The organism is Chromobacterium sp. CCUG 76385 (assembly GCF_059916625.1).
Window position 1 is genome coordinate 70,618 of record NZ_JAUCGU010000001.1, and the last position, 16,588, is coordinate 87,205.

Sequence of the window (16,588 nt, forward strand, 5' to 3'; positions counted from 1 at the left end):
CTGTCAGTTATCCATTTATTGCATAGGGCGGAAGCATCGGCTTGGCCGGGGTGTTCCGCCTGTTAAAGTCATTTTTCGTGCCTGCTTCGCAGGTGATGTTTAGGGGCGGTTCCACCGCCGGGGGCAAGGGGGGCTGCGCGGCCAGCCCCCCTTGCAACCCCCAGGCCGCCCCTACGTCGCGCGAATTCCCGGCAAAAATCAGGCTGGCAAGGCGCCGTCGAACTCGTCCCGCGCTAGCGTCGCGGGACTCAGACAGGCGACGGCTTAAAACCTTGCCAGCCTGATTGTTGCCGGCGCGCGACAAAGGGGAGTGGGGGCGCGTCGTCAATGTTTTACCTTCTTGTATGGGCTCCATCGTGGCATCGGTGGCCATCGTCATGTTCATGCGAGCCATTCCACCCCGTCCTCCACCACCGCCACCGTCACCCCATCCACCGCGGTCTTGGGCACGATCAGCCGTCCCCTGGGGCTGGCGATCAACGCGCACGGCTCGCACACGCCGTCCACGCCCACGTTCTGCCGCACCCAGTCCGACGGCGCGCCGGTCCAGCCGCGGGCGGCGACGTCTTCGCGGGCGATGACGCGCAGGGGCAGCGCGTGGCGGGCGCAGAAGGCCAAGAGGCCAAGCTCGTCGGCCTTCAGGTCTATCGTCGCCACTTCGCGCACGTCGGTCAGCGGCCGGCCGGCCAAGGCGTGCAGCACGGCCTGTTCGATGGCCTCGGCGCTTTTGCCGCGGCGGCAGCCGATGCCCAGCGTCAGTGGCTTGATCGCCTCCGTCGCGGTGGTGATGGCCGGCACTGCGCCGGTCAGCCGCGCCGCTTCGTAGGCCAGCGCATTGGCGCCGCCTTCGTGGCCGGACAATAGCGGGATGGCGAAGCGGGCGGCTTCGTCCATCACCACCGCCGCCGGGTCGCTGTATTTGCTTTGCGGCAGGCCGTCCAGGTAGCGGACGGCGATGCCGCTGGCCATCACCAGTATCCAGTGGCTGTGCGCATGAAAGGCGGCTCGAAATTGCTCGCGGCCGCTGGCGTCGGGCTGCAGCCACGGCTGGTATAGCTGGGCGTCCAGCGCCGCCGCCAGCTTCCGTCCCAGCGGCAGCGCCTCGGCGCGCACCAGCCACACGGCGCGGCTCATGCCTGGTTTTCTTTCTGCAGGCTGGTCCGCTTGGTCTTGCGGTCGTCGCCGTCGCGGAAAATGTGGGTGAAGCCGGCCGCGTACAGGCTGGATTCGACGCCGCCTTCGCGCGACAGCGCCTCGCCGACCAACAGCAGCGTGGTCAGCAGCCAGTCCTTCTGCTTCACCTCGTCCAGCATCCTGCCCAGCGTGCTGCGGTGGACCGATTGGTCCGGCCAGCTGGCGCGGCGCACCAGCGCCACCGGGGTATCCGGCGGGTAGTGCAGCGACAGGTCGGCGACGGTCTGCTTCAGCCGCTGGCCGGACAGGAAGATGCACATCGTCGCGCGGTGGGCGGCGAAGCTGGCGATCGACTCCGTCTCCGGCACCGCGCTGGCGCGGCCGCTGGTGCGGGTCAGGATGATGGACTGCGACACTTCGGGCCGGGTCAGCTCGCTGCCCAATGCGGCGGCGGCGGCGGTGAACGAGGACACGCCGGGGACCACTTCGTAGCCTATGCCCAGCGCTTCCAGCCGGCGCATCTGCTCGTTGGTGGCGCCGTAGATCGCCGGGTCGCCAGAGTGCAACCGCGCCACGTCCTTGCCCTCGGCCTGGGCACGGCGGTACAGCGCTTCTTGCTGGTCCAGGTTCAGCTCGGCGGTGTCGTGGATTTCCGCGTCCGGGCGGCAGTGGCTGAGCATCTCGGCCGGCACCAGCGAGCCGGCGTACAGCACCATGGGGGCCGTGCCCAACAGGCGGCTGCCGCGCAGCGTGATCAGGTCGGCGGCGCCGGGGCCGGCGCCGATGAAATACACTTTCATGAGTGGCGTCTTTCTCTGGCTGTCTTGCGGATCAGCATGGTGGCGAGGTAGCCGCTGGCGTCGGCGTCCAATTGCGAGACGTCGGCGCACAGCACTTCGCCGGGCAGGCCGATGCGGCGGGCGAAGGCGCACAACTGGGCGATGCCCATCTGGTTCAATAGCGCCAGCACGTCCGGCAGCCGCTTGCCTATCTTCATCAGCACGATGAGGTCGTGGCTGTCGATGTCGGCTCGCAGCGCTTCCATATCGTCGGGGCAGGGCAGGATCAGGATGCGTTCCTTGCCTTCGCCCAGCGGCCAGGACAGCGCCGACGCGGTGGCGGCGAAGCTGGTGACGCCGGGGAAGGTCTGCGTTTCCAGTTCCGGCAGCATTTCGCGCAGCGCCGCCAGCAGGTAGCCGTAAGTGGAGTAGGTCATCGAGTCGCCTATGGTCAGGTAGGCGACGTTCCGGCCGGTTTTCAATTCGGCGGCCAGTTGTTCGGCCAGCGCGCCGTAATGGCGCGACAGCGCGCCGCGGTCCGGATTCATCTCGAACTCGATCTCGCGGAAGCGGCTTTCGTCCAGCTCCAGCCTGGCCAGGCATTGGCGGGCGACCGACGTGTCGCTGGAGGTGGCGCGCGGCAGGTAGACGATGTCTGCCTCGCGCAGCGCGGCCAGCGCCGCCACCGGAATCAAGCCGGCCGGGCCGGGGCCGACGCCTATGCCTATCAATCGTCCCAGCTTCATGCGGCCTCTCCCAGCGGGGTGCCGTCCATGCTGAACAGCCGCACCGCCACCTGCCGCACGCTGGGCACCTTGATCGCCATCAGCGCGGCGGTACGGCGTTCTATCTCCATCCAGTAGCCGCGCGGGTCCGGCTGGCTGCTCATGATCTGCACTACGTTCTCCACGGTATTCGCTTGTTTGATTTGCGCCACCAATTCGGGCGGATAGCCCAGATCGGCGGCGACGCCGGCGACGGCGTCCATCGCCATGCCGCTCTTGCCGGAGTGGGTGTCCCAGACGCCGTCCAGCAGCTTGGCGATCTTGCCCGGGTGGCCCAGCACCCACAGCGTGTCGAGGATGCGGCCCTGTTCGATCAGCACCGATTCGGCGAAGTCCAGCGAGTCGCCGACGAAGTTGGCGATCTGCACCACCTGCTTTTTTTCCAGCCCCAGCGCGTCGGCGGCGTAGCCGCGGCCTATCTTGCCGGGGGTGACGGCGATGGCCGACGGCAGCTCGCCCAGCGCCACCCGCACATAGACTTCGATCGACGCGATCCACGCCGCCTGCGACATCGGTTCGACGATGCCGCTGGTGCCCAGTATCGAGATGCCGCCGACGATGCCCAGCATCGGGTTGAAGGTGCGCTTGGCGATCTTGTCGCCGTCGACGCAGCCTATCGCCAGGTCGAAGCCCGGATCGGGCCGGCCCGCCAGCGCTTCCTCCACCGCCATCCGCATCATCTGCCTGGGCACCGGGTTGATCGCCGGCTCGCCGGGCGGGATGCGCAGGCCAGGCTGGGTGACCATGCCGACGCCGGCCGCGGCCAGGAAGCGCAGCGCGCCGCTGCCGTTGAGCCTTACCTCGGCGAAGATCGTCGCGCCGTCGGTGTTGTCCGGGTCGTCGCCGGCGTACTTCAGCACCTCGGCGCGGACGGTGTCCGCGTCCAGCCAGGCCACGCTTTGCACCGGCACCGCCAGGTAAAAATCCGGGTCCGGCAAGCTGATGAAGACCTCGTCGGCGTCCACGCCGTCCAGCAGCATCAGCAGCGCCGCCTTGGCGGCGGCGGTGGCGCAGCTGCCGGTGGTGCGGCCGCGGCGCATGCCGTTGGGGGCCGGGGCGGCAAGGTTGTAAGGCTGGCGCACCGGGCTCATTCTTCCCGTTGCTGTTGCTGATGGACGTGTTCGATCGCGTCTATCATCAGCGCGTTGACCACGGTGGCCGCCCACGGCGAGCCGCCGCGGGTGCCGCGGTTGGTGATGCGCGGCACTTGCAGCAGAGCGCGGAGCTCTTCCTTGCATTCGCGGGTGCCGACGAAACCTACCGGCAGGCCCACCACCAGCTGCGGCCGCCAGCCGTGCTCGCGCACCAGGCGCACCACTTCGCGGATCGCGGTGGGCGCGTCGCCTATCGCCACCACGCAGTCGTTGCCGAACTTCTGCCAGGCGCGGCGGATGCCGGCGGCGGAGCGGGTGAGACCGCTGGCCTCGGCCAGCAGCCGGGTTTCCTCGTCGTGCACGCCGCACCAGGTTTCCACTTCCAGCTGGCGCAGCACTTCGCGCTTCAGGCCGGTTTCCACCATCGTGACGTCGGTGACCACGCGGCGGCAGCGCAGCAGCGCGCGCATGCCGGTTTCGCAGGCACCGGGCGAGAAGAACAGGTCGTCGACGCTGTTGAAGTCACCGGTGGTGTGCACCAGCCGCATCAGCGCGGTGCGTTGCTCGGCGGGGAAGGCCGACCAGTCGCGGCCCTCGTCTATGATGCGCATGCTTTCCGCCTCGATAGGATGCGGGGTGTAGCGCTTCCAGGCCGGCGGCTGGTTGGCGGCAGGCTCCCGCTCCAGCAGGCCGCGCACCTTGCCGTGGTGCCCGCGCTGCGGCTCGCCCACCTGCTGCTCGAAGCCGACGATCTGCACCCGGTACTTGCACAGCGCGCAGTTCATCGCGGCGCGGCCTTCCACGCCTTCCTGCGCGCGCTCGAGGAATACCTCGGCCACTTGCGGGTCCGGGCCCAGATAGCCGGCGCTAAGCACCTCGATCTCCGGATGGCGCGCCGCCAGGTCCGCCGCCGCGCCGTAGATGCGCTTGACCAGCACGCCATCGAACAGGAAGTAGGGCAGCACCACGATGCGGCGGTAACCCAGCAGCGCGGCGGCGCGCAGGCCGTCGGCCACCAGCGGCTTGGCGGTGCCGGAATAGCAGACGAAAGACGCGGCGAAGCCCAGGCCTTCCTCCAGCATCCGCGCGAGCTTGGAGATTTCGGAGTTGGCGTCCGGGTCCGAGGTGCCGCGGCCCACCACCACCAGACAGGCGTCGTTGCGCGACACTGTGTGCGGCGACGCGGCTTCGGCCTCGACGATGCGCTGGCGGCACAGCGCCAACAGCCGCGGATGCAGGTCCAGCGCCGCGCCGAAGTGGAATTCGACGCCCGGATGCGCCTGCTGCAGCGCCAACAGCTCGCTGGGCATGTCGTTCTTGGCGTGGGTGGCGGCCAACAACACGCCGGGCACCATCACCACGGTCTTGGCGCCGGCGGCCAGCACCTGCTCCACCGCCTCGTCTATGGTCGGGCGGGCGAACTCCAGAAAGCCGTGGGCCACCGGGCGCTCGCCGGCGCGCGCCTTCAGCGCGTCCACCAGCTGCATGAACTCGTTGACCCCGTCCGGGTCGCGGCTGCCGTGGCCGGCCAGCACGATGGCGTAGTCTGGCTGGCTCATTTGTGGGTCGGCTCGATCTGGCTGTCCATCGGCACGAGGGTGCGGATCAGCATGATGCTCATGTCGGAGAAGCGCTGTTCGGCGCACTCGGCCAGCGTGCCGCGCCATTCCGCCTCGTTGCGGGTCAGGTTTTCCCACACTTCCACCGGCTGGCCGGCCGGGATGCCGTTTTCCAGCAGGTAGGCGGCGATGTGCCAGGGCATGAAGGAGCGCGCTTCGTCCCAGGGGCAGGGGATCACGATGGCGTTGCGGCCGTCCTGCAGCACGTGCACCAGGTGGCGTTTGAACGGGGTCAGGTCGCCGCGGCGGTGGAAGGTGATGAAGCTGGTTTCGTCGAAGCACACCTTGCCGCGCGAGGCCAGGATCTGCGACGAGGAGATGCCGGGTATCGTTTCCACCGGGTGGCCGCAGGCGCGCTCCACCCGCTCCAGGTACTGGAAGCCGCTGAAGTGGATGTCGCCCATGAACACCACCACGCATTTCTTGCCGGCATGGTGGCGCTCGGCGACGATGTCCAGCTGGGCCACCTGGTCGCGGTAGCCCATCTGTATCACTTCGGCGCTGTCCGGGATCAGCGGGCGGACCACGTCCACCACCGCGTTGAAGCCGGCCACGACGTCGGCCTCGCGTATCAGTTGGGCCGAGCGCTGCGGCAGGTAGCCGATGTCGCCGGGGCCGGCGCCTATGCAGATGATCATGCGTATTCCTTTGGCTGCAATGTAGTCATTCGATTCTGTTCTACAGGCCCCGGCAAAGCCGGGCCTCTTCACTGTGCGAGTTCAGTCGGCAGCCACTTGGACTCATTCCCAATCCCTCCGCCCTTGCCCTGCAAGGGAGCCTCGCTGCGCTCGAGCGCTGAGGGGCTACAGGATGCCAGCGCCACCGTCGGTCCGATGACGATCAGCGCCGGGCTGTGGATGCCGGCTGCGCTCATGTCTTGTTCCAAAGTGTCCAGCGTGCTCAGCACCTGGCGCTGCTGCGGCAGCGTACCGTTTTCTATCGCCGCCGCCGGGGTGTCGGCTGCGAGGCCGTGGCGCAGCAGCTCGGCGCGGATCAGCGGCAAGCGCTTGATGCCCATATAGATCACCAGCGTTATGCCGCTTTGCGCCAGCGCCTGCCAGTTGGGCTCGTCGCCGTCCTGGTGCGGGTGGCCGGAGACAAAGGTCACGCCGTGGACGAAATGGCGGTGGGTCAGCGGAATGCCCAGCGTGGCCGGCACCGCCAGGCCGGCGCTGAGGCCGTTGACGATTTCCACCTCGATGCCGGCCGCTTGCAGCGTCAGCATTTCCTCGCCGCCGCGGCCGAAGACGAAGGGGTCGCCGCCCTTGATCCGCGCCACCGTTTTGCCGGCGCGGGCTTCGTCTATCATCCGTTGCTCGATGGCGGCTTGCGACGCCGACGGGCAGCCGCCGCGCTTGCCGACCGGCACGATTTCAGCGTCTGGCCGCAGCAGGGTGCGAATGTCCGGATGCACAAGATCGTCCACCAGCGCCACGTCGGCCAGTTTCAGGCAACGCGCGGCCTTCAGCGTCAGCATGTCCAGGTCGCCGGGGCCGGCGCCTATCAGGTAAACCTTGCCCGTCATTTCAGCGGCCCAGTCTTTGTTGAATCGTCAATGTCAGCTGCTCGCCGGTCAGGGTGTCGCAAGCCAGGTATTCCGCGCCCAGCGCCTCGGCCAGCTCGCGGGCGCGGCCCAGGCGGACGAAGTCCTGCTCGGTGTCCAGCACCAGCGCCGGCGCGCCGGCCAGCTGGCCGGCCAAGTCCAGCGCCTGCCGCCACGGGTCGCCGTCGCCGTCCAGCGCCACATTGGCTCGGCCGTCGCTGAGGATGACCAGCAGCGGCGCGGGGCCGCCGAGCTGGCGGGACAGCGTGTCGGCGGCCAGCGCCAACGCGTGCGCCAGTGGGGTGCGGCCGCCGGTGGGCAACTCGCGCAGCGCGGCTTCGGCTTGTTCGACGCGGTTGCACGGCGGCAGCAACAGCTCGGCCTTTTGGCCGCGGAAGGCGATCAGCGCCACCTGGTCGCGGCGGCGGTAGGCGTCCTCCAGCAGGCTCAGCACCGTGCCCTTGACCTGTTCCATCCGCTGGCGCGCCGCCATCGATCCCGAAGCGTCCACCACCAGCAGGATCAGGTTGCCCTGCTTGGCGACGCGGACCTTGTCGTGCAGGTCGGCGCGGGTGACGGTGAAGTGATCTGGATCGCGCAAGATCGCGTGGCGCAGCGTGGCGTCCACCGCGAGTTGGGCCGGTTGCGGATTGGCCTCGGCGCGCACGTAATGGCCGCGCTGGCGGCTGGCGCCGTCGCTGCGTCGGCCGGCCGCGTCGTCAGCCGACGGCGCCTGGACGCGGATGCGGGCGATGTCGTAGGCCGGCGCGGCGGCGAAAATCTGCTCGGCGCCGTGGCCGGCGGGATTCTGTTCCTGTTCGCTGTCGGCGTCCGGCGGCTGCTGCGTGGCGTCGCCCTGGTCCTGCGTTGGCGGAGGGTTGGACGCCTGTTGCGTCATCTGCTCTAGCTTGTCCTGGTCCAGCCCGCTTTGCTCGAACGGCTTGCGGCGGCGGCGGTGCGGCAGCACCAGCCGGGCGGCGTCGCGGATGTCTTCGGCGGTAGCGTCGGCGCGGCCGTCCAGCGCGGCCAGCGCGCGCGCGGCTTTGTTCAGCACGATGTCGGCGCGCAGGCTGCTGACGTCGAATTCGCAGCACAGCTCGCTGACGAAGTGGAACAGGCTATCGCTGAGCCGGGTTTGCGGCAGCAGCGCGCGGGCTGCTGCGATGTTTTCGCGCAGTGCCTCGCTGTCGGTTTGCCATTGCGCGGCGAAGCCGGCCGGGTCGGCCTCAAAGGCCAGGCGGCGGCGCACCACCTCGGCGCGCAAGCCAGGCTCGCGCGGCGCGGCCACGTCCACCATCAGGCCGAAGCGGTCCAGCAACTGCGGCCGCAGATCGCCTTCTTCCTGGTTCATGGTGCCGAGCAGCGTCACTCGCGCCGGGTGGCTGACCGCCAGCCCCTCGCGCTCGACGGTGTTGACGCCCATCGCGGCGGCGTCCAGCAGCACGTCCACCAGGTGGTCGGCCAGCAGGTTGACTTCGTCGATATACAGCATGCCGCGGTGGGCTGCCGCCAGCAGGCCGGGCTTGAACGCCTGCTTGCCGCCCTGCAGCGCCTTTTCGAAATCCAGGCTGCCCAGCACCCGGTCCTCGGTGGCGCCCAGTGGCAGGTTGATGAAGGGCACCGGGCCGTCACGCAGCTCGCGCGCGCCGCCGGAACACACCGGGCACAGCGGCAGCGGGTGCTCCGGCTCGCAGTTGTAGCCGCAGCCGGCGGCGCGGCGGATCGGCGGCAGCACGGCGGCCAGACCGCGCGCGGCGGTGCTCTTGGCGCTGCCCTTGTCGCCGCGCACCAGCACGCCGCCGACCGTCGGGTCCACCGCGCAGATCAGCAGCGCCTGTTTCAGTTGTTGCTGGCCGACGATGGCGGCGAAGGGGTAAATCGGGCTCATGTTTGTTTCTCTCCACGCGCTTCCAGCAGCGCTTCGCTATCCAGGTGCAGCTGGCGCAAGGCGGCCAGCGTGTCCGGGTCCGGCTCCGCCCACAGCTGGCGCTGCGCGGCTTCCAGCAGGCGGTCGGTGATGGCGTTCAGCGCCCACGGGTTGCTGTCGGCGAAGAACTGCTGCATCGCCGGGTCCAGCGCGTAGCGTTGCGCCAGCTGCTCGTACACCCAGTCGTCCACCACCTGGGCGGTGGCGTCGTAGCCGAACAGGTAGTCGACAGTGGCGGTCAGCTCCAGCGCGCCCTTGTAGCCGTGCTTCTGGATGCCGGCGATCCACTTCGGATTGGCCACCCGCGAGCGGAACACCCGCAGCACTTCCTCCTTCAGCCCGCGCACGGCAGGCGCTTCTGGGTTGTGGCTGTCGCCGAAGAAGGCGCGCGGCTGGCGGCCGCTGAGGCTGCGTATCGTCGCGATCATCCCGCCGTGGTACTGCAGGTAGTCGTCGCTGTCGAAAATGTCGTGCTCGCGGTTGTCCTGGTTGTGCAGCGCTACCTCGACGCCGGCCAGCCGGTGGCGCAGCGCGTCGCGCGCGTCGGCGCCGTTGGCCTCGCGGCCGTAGGCGTAGCCGCCCCAGTTGACGTAGGCGGTGGCGAAGTCGGCGTCTTTCTGCCAGTTCTGCTCGTTGATCAGCGGCAGGATGCCGGCGCCGTAGCTGCCCGGCTTGGCGCCGAACACGCGGTACAGCGACTGCGCGTCGGCGTTGGGCAGCTTGCCCAATAGTTCGTTTTTCAGGTCGGCCAGGTAATGCTTGCGCAGGAAGTTCTGCTCCACCGGCTCGTCCAGCCGCGCCACGGTGTGCACCGCCTCGTCGATCAGCGAAATCAGGTGCGGGAAGGCATCGCGGAAGAAGCCGCTGATGCGCACGGTGACGTCGATGCGCGGCCGGCCCAATTCGGATAGCGGAATCACTTCCAGGCCCTGCACGCGGCGGCTTTCCTGCTGCCAGCGCGGCTTGACGCCGAGCAGGGACAGGATTTCGGCGATGTCGTCGCCGTGGGTGCGCATCGCGCTGGTGCCCCACACGCTGATGGCCACAGATTCCGGATACTGGCCGGTTTCCTTCAGGTGGCGGGCCAGCATTTCGCGGGCCAGGCCGTCGCCGATGCGCCAGGCGGCGTTGGACGGCAGGCTGCGCGGGTCCACCGAATAGAAATTGCGGCCGGTGGGCAGGATGTGGGCCATGCCGCGCGTGGGCGCGCCGCTGGGGCCGGCCGGCACGTAGCCGCCTTCCAGGCCGCGCAGCAGATTGTCTATCTCCTCGGCGGTGCGGGCGAGCTTCGAGCACAGCTGGTCGCAGACGAAGCTCAGCACCTGCTCCAGCTTTGCGCACGGCTCGACGCCGGGCAGGATGTTTTCGACAGCGGCCGGGATGGCTGCGGCGTGGTAGCCGCGCGCGGCCAGCTCGGCGATCAGCGCGCGCGATAGTTTCATTACCGCGTCGTGCGCGTCGGCGCGGGTGACCAGCGGCTGGCCGGCCAATGCCTGCAAGGTGGCGGGCGTCTCGGAAAGGCGCTTGCCCTGGTCTTGCTGCCATAGGACCCAATCGCCGCCGCAGGCCGCCGCCACGCTGGCGGGCAGGCCAGGGATACCCAGATTCGGCAGCCGGGTTAGCGCCAATAGCATGTCGATCAACGCTTCGCCCTGCGGCGCGTTGCCCAGCACGTGCAGGCCGTCGCGGATCTGCGCTGCGCCCAGCTCGCACAGATAGCCGTCTATGTCTTCGATCAGGTGGGCGACGTCGACGCCGTCCATCTTGGCCAGGCTCAGCGGCACGCCGTCTTCGTTCAGCGTGTCGTCCCAGTCGTGGTCATGGTCGTGGTGGTCGTGGCTGTGGCCGTGATGATTGTGATGGTGGTCATGGTGATGGCCGTGGTCGCCATGATGGCGACCATGGTCGTGGCCGTGCGCGGCTTTGGCCGGGCGGTATTTCGCCGCCGCGGCAGTCGCCGGCTTCATCGCGGCCGCCGGCTTGGCCGCCCGCGGCCGGTACTTGCCGTGGACGGCGGCGGGCGCGCGCTGATGGCCGCCATGCGGATGATCGTGGCCATGGTCGTGATCGTGATGATGCTCGTGCTCATGCCCGTGATCGTGGTCATGGTCGTGGTCGTGCTTCAGCATCGCCGCCAGGTCGGTGTCGAGCTTGGCTTCCTTGATCAAGTCCCAGATCTGCTGCTGCAGCAGCGGCAGTTTGTTCGGGTCCAGCAGCTCCACCTGGTAATACTCGTCCACCAGCTGGGTCAGTTGCGCCAGCGGGCCGTAGCTGTCGGCGGTGGTCATCGCCGGCGTCAGGTGGTCGATGATCACCGCGTGGCCGCGGCGCTTGGCCTGCGAGCCTTCGCCCGGATCGTTGACGATGAATGGGTAGAACAGCGGCATGTCGCCCAGCAGCGCGTCCGGGAAGCAGTCTTGCGACAGGCCCACACCCTTGCCCGGCAGCCACTCCAGCGTGCCGTGCTTGCCGACGTGGACGATGGCGTCAGCCCGCCAGTCGTCGCGCAGCCAGCGGTACAGCGCGTAGTAGTGGTGGGTGGGCGGCAGGTCCGGAGTGTGGTAGATGGCGTCCGGGTCCATGCCGTAGCCGCGCGGCGGCTGCAGCGCGACGAAGACATTGCCGTAATCCAGGCCGGAGAACACCAGCTCGTCGCCGTCGACATAGGCGCCGCCCGGTGGCTGGCCCCAGCGTTGCAGCATCTTGTCGCGCTGCGCGTCCGGCAGCTCGTCGAACCAGGCCTGATAGCGTTGGGCCGGCACGCGGGCGGCGGCGTTCTTCATCTGCTCGGCGCTCAGGTAGTCCTGGTCGTAAGCGCCGCGGTCTATCAGCTCGTGCATCAGCGCGTCGCTGTCCGGCGGCAGCTCAGCCATTTGGTAGCCGCGCGTCTGCATGCCGCGCAGCATAGCGTATAGAGACGCGGGGGAGTCCAGGCCCACCGCGTTGCCTATCTGCGAGGCCTTGCTGTTGGAGTTGGTGAAGATGAAGGCGATGCGCTTGTCGGTATTGGGCAGATGGCGCAAGCGAGCCAGGCGCGCGGCGATGCCGGCCAGGCGGCGGGCGCGGTCCGGCAAAGGCGCGTATTGCTCGGCCTGGCCGGCCTCCGCCGGCTGTTTGAAGCTCAGCGGCACGCCTATGATGCGGCCGTCGAACTCCGGCAGCGCCACGTTCATCGCGGTGTCCAGCGGGTTGAAGCCGCGGTCGGACGCTTCCCACTGTTCGCGGGTCATGCTGCTGGTGATGGCCTGCAGCACCGGCAGATCCAGCTGGTCCGATGCTTCCACCGCCCAGCCGGGCTGGGTGGGGCCGTCATTGTTGATGTCGCCCATCGCGAACGAGGTGGTGTTGATCAGCAGGGACACCTGGGCGCGCGGGTCGGCCAGCAGCGCCAGCGCCGCCGGCAAACCTCCCTGGTCTATGGTTCGCAAGGACGAGGTGAACACCGGCAGCGCGTTGACGCCGCGTTCGGCCAGGCAATCCACCAGCAGGTCGATGAAGCGGGTGTTGCCGGACAGCCAGTGGGCGCGGTAGAAGCACAGGCCCACGGTCGGCCAGTCCGGATTGCGGATTGCAAGCCAGTCGTCCAGCGAGCAGGGCGCGGCCAGCTCCGGGTGGTAGATCCCGTGCTCGGGCAGCGGCTGCGGGCTCTGGTAACCGAAGCCGGTCAGCAGCAGCCTGTCGGCCAGGCAGCGCATCAGCTCGCCCAGGTTGGCGCTGCCGCCGGCCTGCAGATAGGCGTGGACGTCCTGCTGCAGCGATACCGGCGCGCTGCACAAGGCCTGCAGCTCCGGGTCCGGCTCGCCGGTGCCGCTGACCACGAAGACCGCGGCCTGCAAGCGGCGGGCATGGGCCAGCAGCCGCTCCAGGCCTGGGATGGCATCGGCGCGGCCCAGCACGCGCAGCACGATGGCGCGGGCGTGGGCCAGCTGGCCGTCCAGCAGCGCCTGCATCGCAGCCTCGTCGGCCAGGCTTTGCAGCGCGATGCCGGCGATGGCGGGAAAATCTTCCGGCCAGCGCGCGCGCGACAGCGCGGCGAGGTCGGTGCCGGCATGGCTCAATAGTGCGATTTCGGCATTCATGGCTGCGGTTCCGTTTCGATGTCGCCGATGCCGGTTTTATGGAACACCAGCTCTTCAACCGGAACGCCGCCCTTCAGATGCTGGCAGACGATGCGCTCGATATCGGTTTCGTTGACCTTGCGGTACCAGACGCCGTCCGGGTAGACCACCATCACCGGACCTTCCTTGCACACCGCGAAGCAGTGGCTGCGGGTGCGCTTGGCGCGCAGGCCTGCATAGGCGTCTATGCTGCGTCCCAGGTGCAGGAACATCGCTTCCGAGTCCTCGCCATTAGGCGTGCAGCGCGGGCCGGTGCACATCAGCACGTGTTTGTCGTGCGTTCTCATTGAATCTCCGGGGCCAGTTGGTCGAAGCGCTTCCACTTATAAATGGCGGCGGAGGCGAGCCAGGTGAGCAGGAACACGCCGACCACGAAATAACCGAAATGGGCAAGGTCTTCGTTGAGCGCGGTGATGACATCCCACAAGCCGCCGCTAAGTTGCAGCTTGTCCGCCAGCAGGGCCAGGCCCTCCAGTCCGCCAATGCCGACGGCGACGACCACGGAGACGAAGGTGATGGTCAGGTTGTACCACAGCTTGCGCACTGGCTTGACGAAGGCCCAGCCGTACACCTCAACCATCAGCAGGCTGTCGAGTGTGTCCACCAGCGCCATGCCGGCGGCGAACAGCACCGGGAACACCATGATGTGCCATAGAGCCACGCCGTGGGCGCTTTGGGTGGTGGCGATGGCGAACAGGCCGATCTCGGTGGCGGTGTCGAAGCCGAGGCCGAACAAAAAACCTATGGGCAACATGTGCCAGCTCTTGGTCACCATCTTGAACAGCGGGCGCAGTATGCGCGCGATTAGGCCTCGGTTGTTCAACAGCAGGTTCAACTGCTCGTCGCAGATCGGCTCGCCGGCGCGGGCGCGGCGGAAGGCAGCCCATACGGCGCGCAAGGAAGACAGGTTGATCAGCGCCAGTGCCAGAAGGAAGAAGGCCGACACGCTGGTGCCTATGACGCCGCCTATCTCCTTGAAACTGGTGACGCGGCTTTGCAGCGCGTTGGCGGCGAACACGATGATGGCGACGGCGATGACCACCACGGTGGAGTGGCCGATGGAAAAGAACAGGCCCACAGCTGACGGGTGGCGGCCTTCCTGCATCAGCTTGCGCACAGTGTTGTCGATGGCGGCGATATGGTCAGCGTCCACCGCATGGCGCAGGCCGAACAGATAAGCGAGCAGGGCGGTGGCGAGCTGAGCCGGATGGCCGGCGAAGGCGGCGAGCGCCCAGGTCCAGGCCAGCAGGTTGGCAAGGATCAGCCCGGCGAGCATGGGAGCGTGGCGCGCCAGATGGCGGCCCACGGACAGAGTGGTGGATGGATGCATGGTGCCCTCGTAGACGATACTCGTCGCGCAAGCGAGGGCACATCATTCCGTCTTCTGTCTATGAGCGGAGCTTGTGCGTATCCCCCGGTACACCCCGCCCGGTTTTGCTTGCGTCGACACGTTTGACGGCCGGTCTCCTGGCTTGCGCGTCGCAGCCCGGTCGCCGCCTTCCCGGCCGGTTAAGGCCAGTGGCGTCAGGCGTGGGCTCTGCGCTTACAGTTGCGGGGGCAGCCGCGGCATGGCACCGCGTTCCCGTTTCACCCTCAAGGGGCACCGTCATAATTGGACTGGATGATACGTGACAAAAACAAAGCTGTGAACATCGAGATAATGGATTACTGTAAGCTCCAACTCCCCAACGCCTGTTCCAAACGTATCCAGTCCGAGTCGTCCTTGGGCAAGCCGAAGCGCAGGCTGGCAGGAGACTCGAAATAGCGGGTGAGAATGCCGCAGCCGGCCAAGTAGCGGTGAATCGACAGGCTGTTGTCGCCAGGCACCCACTGGAAAAGCTCGCACCCGCCGGCAGGGGCCAAGCCATGCCTATCAAGGCAGCGCTTAAGCCGGGCGCAGTCTCGCAGTAACTTGCCGCGCATGGCTTGTTGCCATTCAGAGTCTCGCAGCGCCAGCTTAACGGCCTCTCGCGCCGGGCCCGCCATATTCCACGGCCCCAGCTCCTCCGCCAGCGCGTCCAGCAGCGCTTGCCAGGCGAACACGAATCCGGCACGCGCGCCTGCGAGTCCAAAAAACTTGCCGACTGATCGCAGCACAATCAGTCCTGGCTTGCCGATGTGCGGCAGCATGCTGTATTCGGGCGAAGTGTCGATAAACGCTTCATCCACGACCAGCCAGCCCCCTCTGGCGGCCAAGCGTTGCCGCCAGTTTTCCAGTAGCCGGGGATCGAAGCGGTCGCCGGTGGGATTGTTGGGATTGCAGAGTTGCACCACGTCCAATTGCTCGATCGCCGCCGCCAGCGCATCTGGCGCGAATCGCTCCACTTTGTGACCGCGCTTCTGCCAGTGATAAGGATGTTCGGCATAGCACAGAGCCAGCATGCCGACTCGGCATGGTGCGCGCAGCTGCGGCAGCAGCTGGATAGCGGGTTGAGAACCCGCTACCGCCAGCAATTGCCCGCATCCATAATATTCCTCCGCCGCCGCCTCCAGCCCGTCATGGCTTTGCGGCAGCCGCAGCCAACTGTCCGGCGACAGCGGCGGCACGGGCCAGCCATTGGGGTTGACGCCGGTGGAAAGGTCCAACCAGTTTCCAAGCGGAATGCCGTATTCCGCTGCCGCGCGCAGCAGGCCGCCTCCGTGTTCAAGCATGGATCACTCCGATCAAGATGGCTGCCGTCAGCGACAACGCCGCCCATAGCCACATGCCGCGGTTGACCAGCCGCAGCGCACGGCCAATGTCTTGGTGGGTGGGCGCGGGGCCGCAGCCCAAGGGCGGGCGTTCCTTCCATTGGCCGTGGTAGCGCGCCCCGCCGCCCAAGGAGACTCCGAGCGCGCCGGCGCCGGCCGCCATCACCGGGCCGGCATTGGGGCTGTACCAGGTGGGGGCTTGGGTCCGCCAGCAGCGCCAGCCGTTTGCGGCATTGCCCAGCAGCAGATAGGTGAGGGCGGCTAGTCGGGCCGGGATGTAGTTCAGCACGTCGTCAAAGCGCGCGGCGGCCCAGCCAAAATGCAGATAGCGATCGTTTTTGTAGCCCCACATCGCGTCCAGCGTGTTGGACAGCCGGTACAGCACGGCACCGGGTGCGCCGAGCAGCAAAAACCAGAACAAGGCGGCGAAGATGGCGTCGCTGCCGTTTTCCAGTACTGATTCGATCGCCGCGCGCGCGACGCCGGCTTCGTCCAGCTCGCTGGTTTCGCGGCTGACGATCCAACCCACCCGCTCGCGGGCCAGCGCCAGATCTCCCTCGGCCAAAGCGTGTTGAACCACTTGGGCGTGCTGCGCCAGGCTCTGGGCACCGACGGCCAGGTACAGCAGCACGATGGGAACGATAGCTTTCAGCCACGGCAGTTTCGCCAGCGCCCAGGCCAACAGCGTGAAAGGCAGGATCAGCAGCGCGATGGCGGCCGCGCCGCGCAGCCGGATGTGCCAGACCGGCTCGGCGGCGGCGCGGGGGGGGTAGGCCAGCCGCTCCATGGCTTTGACCAGTCGGCCGAAACCGACCAGAGGATGCCAACGCGGCGGCTCGCCCAGCAGACGGTCCAGCAGCAGCGCCAACGGCAGAAACAATGCGGAATTCAACTAGCA

14 protein-coding genes and 1 riboswitch are annotated in these 16,588 nt (G+C 67.8%); all 14 genes read right to left on the reverse strand.

The genetic code is table 11. The annotated features are described in order from the left end of the window. Positions 1 to 7: 7 nt before the first annotated feature. The 14 genes from QUG01_RS00335 to cbiB all read right to left on the reverse strand — a co-directional run bounded on the left by QUG01_RS00335 (position 8) and on the right by cbiB (position 16,582). Complete coding sequence (locus QUG01_RS00335; RefSeq protein WP_500828369.1) at positions 8 to 385, reverse strand: hypothetical protein; 378 nt, start codon at positions 383 to 385, stop codon at positions 8 to 10. Beyond that, positions 382 to 1,134 carry a cobalamin biosynthesis protein gene (locus QUG01_RS00340; RefSeq protein WP_500828370.1) on the reverse strand — a complete coding sequence of 251 codons (753 nt, stop codon included), beginning with the start codon at positions 1,132 to 1,134 and terminating at the stop codon, positions 382 to 384. The genes QUG01_RS00335 and QUG01_RS00340 overlap by 4 nt, the downstream gene beginning before the upstream one ends. Beyond that, positions 1,131 to 1,934 (reverse strand): precorrin-4 C(11)-methyltransferase, encoded by an 804-nt coding sequence (cobM, locus tag QUG01_RS00345; RefSeq protein ID WP_500828371.1) that lies wholly within the window; start codon positions 1,932 to 1,934, stop codon positions 1,131 to 1,133. The genes QUG01_RS00340 and cobM overlap by 4 nt, the downstream gene beginning before the upstream one ends. Then, positions 1,931 to 2,659 carry a precorrin-2 C(20)-methyltransferase gene (cobI, locus tag QUG01_RS00350; RefSeq protein WP_500828372.1) on the reverse strand — a complete coding sequence of 243 codons (729 nt, stop codon included), beginning with the start codon at positions 2,657 to 2,659 and terminating at the stop codon, positions 1,931 to 1,933. Before cobI ends, cobM begins: the two co-directional genes overlap by 4 nt. Continuing rightward, positions 2,656 to 3,789, reverse strand: coding sequence for a cobalt-precorrin-5B (C(1))-methyltransferase CbiD (gene cbiD, locus QUG01_RS00355; RefSeq protein WP_500828373.1), 1,134 nt, complete (start codon positions 3,787 to 3,789; stop codon positions 2,656 to 2,658). The genes cobI and cbiD overlap by 4 nt, the downstream gene beginning before the upstream one ends. Beyond that, complete coding sequence (locus tag QUG01_RS00360) at positions 3,786 to 5,351, reverse strand: precorrin-8X methylmutase (protein WP_500828374.1); 1,566 nt, start codon at positions 5,349 to 5,351, stop codon at positions 3,786 to 3,788. Before QUG01_RS00360 ends, cbiD begins: the two co-directional genes overlap by 4 nt. Next, positions 5,348 to 6,049: a cobalt-precorrin-7 (C(5))-methyltransferase gene (locus QUG01_RS00365; RefSeq protein ID WP_500828375.1), complete on the reverse strand. Its 702-nt coding sequence runs from the start codon at positions 6,047 to 6,049 to the stop codon at positions 5,348 to 5,350. Before QUG01_RS00365 ends, QUG01_RS00360 begins: the two co-directional genes overlap by 4 nt. Positions 6,050 to 6,117: 68 nt before the next feature. After that, complete coding sequence (gene cobA / locus QUG01_RS00370) at positions 6,118 to 6,936, reverse strand: uroporphyrinogen-III C-methyltransferase (RefSeq protein WP_500828376.1); 819 nt, start codon at positions 6,934 to 6,936, stop codon at positions 6,118 to 6,120. A 1-nt stretch (position 6,937) separates the two neighbouring features. Next, the gene (locus QUG01_RS00375) at positions 6,938 to 8,842 is read right to left on the reverse strand and encodes a putative cobaltochelatase (protein WP_500828377.1); all 1,905 of its coding nucleotides are present in this window, start codon (positions 8,840 to 8,842) and stop codon (positions 6,938 to 6,940) included. Next, on the reverse strand, positions 8,839 to 12,960 hold the full coding sequence (locus QUG01_RS00380) for a cobaltochelatase subunit CobN (protein WP_500828378.1): 4,122 nt from the start codon (positions 12,958 to 12,960) through the stop codon (positions 8,839 to 8,841). The genes QUG01_RS00375 and QUG01_RS00380 overlap by 4 nt, the downstream gene beginning before the upstream one ends. Continuing rightward, entirely contained in the window at positions 12,957 to 13,286 is a 330-nt protein-coding gene (locus QUG01_RS00385) for a (2Fe-2S) ferredoxin domain-containing protein (protein WP_500828379.1), read from the reverse strand. The genes QUG01_RS00380 and QUG01_RS00385 overlap by 4 nt, the downstream gene beginning before the upstream one ends. Further along, positions 13,283 to 14,329, reverse strand: a complete 1,047-nt coding sequence (locus QUG01_RS00390; protein WP_500828380.1) for a HoxN/HupN/NixA family nickel/cobalt transporter — start codon at positions 14,327 to 14,329, stop codon at positions 13,283 to 13,285. The genes QUG01_RS00385 and QUG01_RS00390 overlap by 4 nt, the downstream gene beginning before the upstream one ends. Positions 14,330 to 14,439: 110 nt before the next feature. After that, a riboswitch (cobalamin riboswitch) is annotated at positions 14,440 to 14,622 on the reverse strand. A 42-nt stretch (positions 14,623 to 14,664) separates the two neighbouring features. After that, positions 14,665 to 15,651: a threonine-phosphate decarboxylase CobD gene (gene cobD, locus QUG01_RS00395; RefSeq protein WP_500828381.1), complete on the reverse strand. Its 987-nt coding sequence runs from the start codon at positions 15,649 to 15,651 to the stop codon at positions 14,665 to 14,667. Continuing rightward, positions 15,644 to 16,582, reverse strand: a complete 939-nt coding sequence (gene cbiB, locus QUG01_RS00400) for an adenosylcobinamide-phosphate synthase CbiB (RefSeq protein WP_500828382.1) — start codon at positions 16,580 to 16,582, stop codon at positions 15,644 to 15,646. Before cbiB ends, cobD begins: the two co-directional genes overlap by 8 nt. Positions 16,583 to 16,588: the final 6 nt, after the last annotated feature.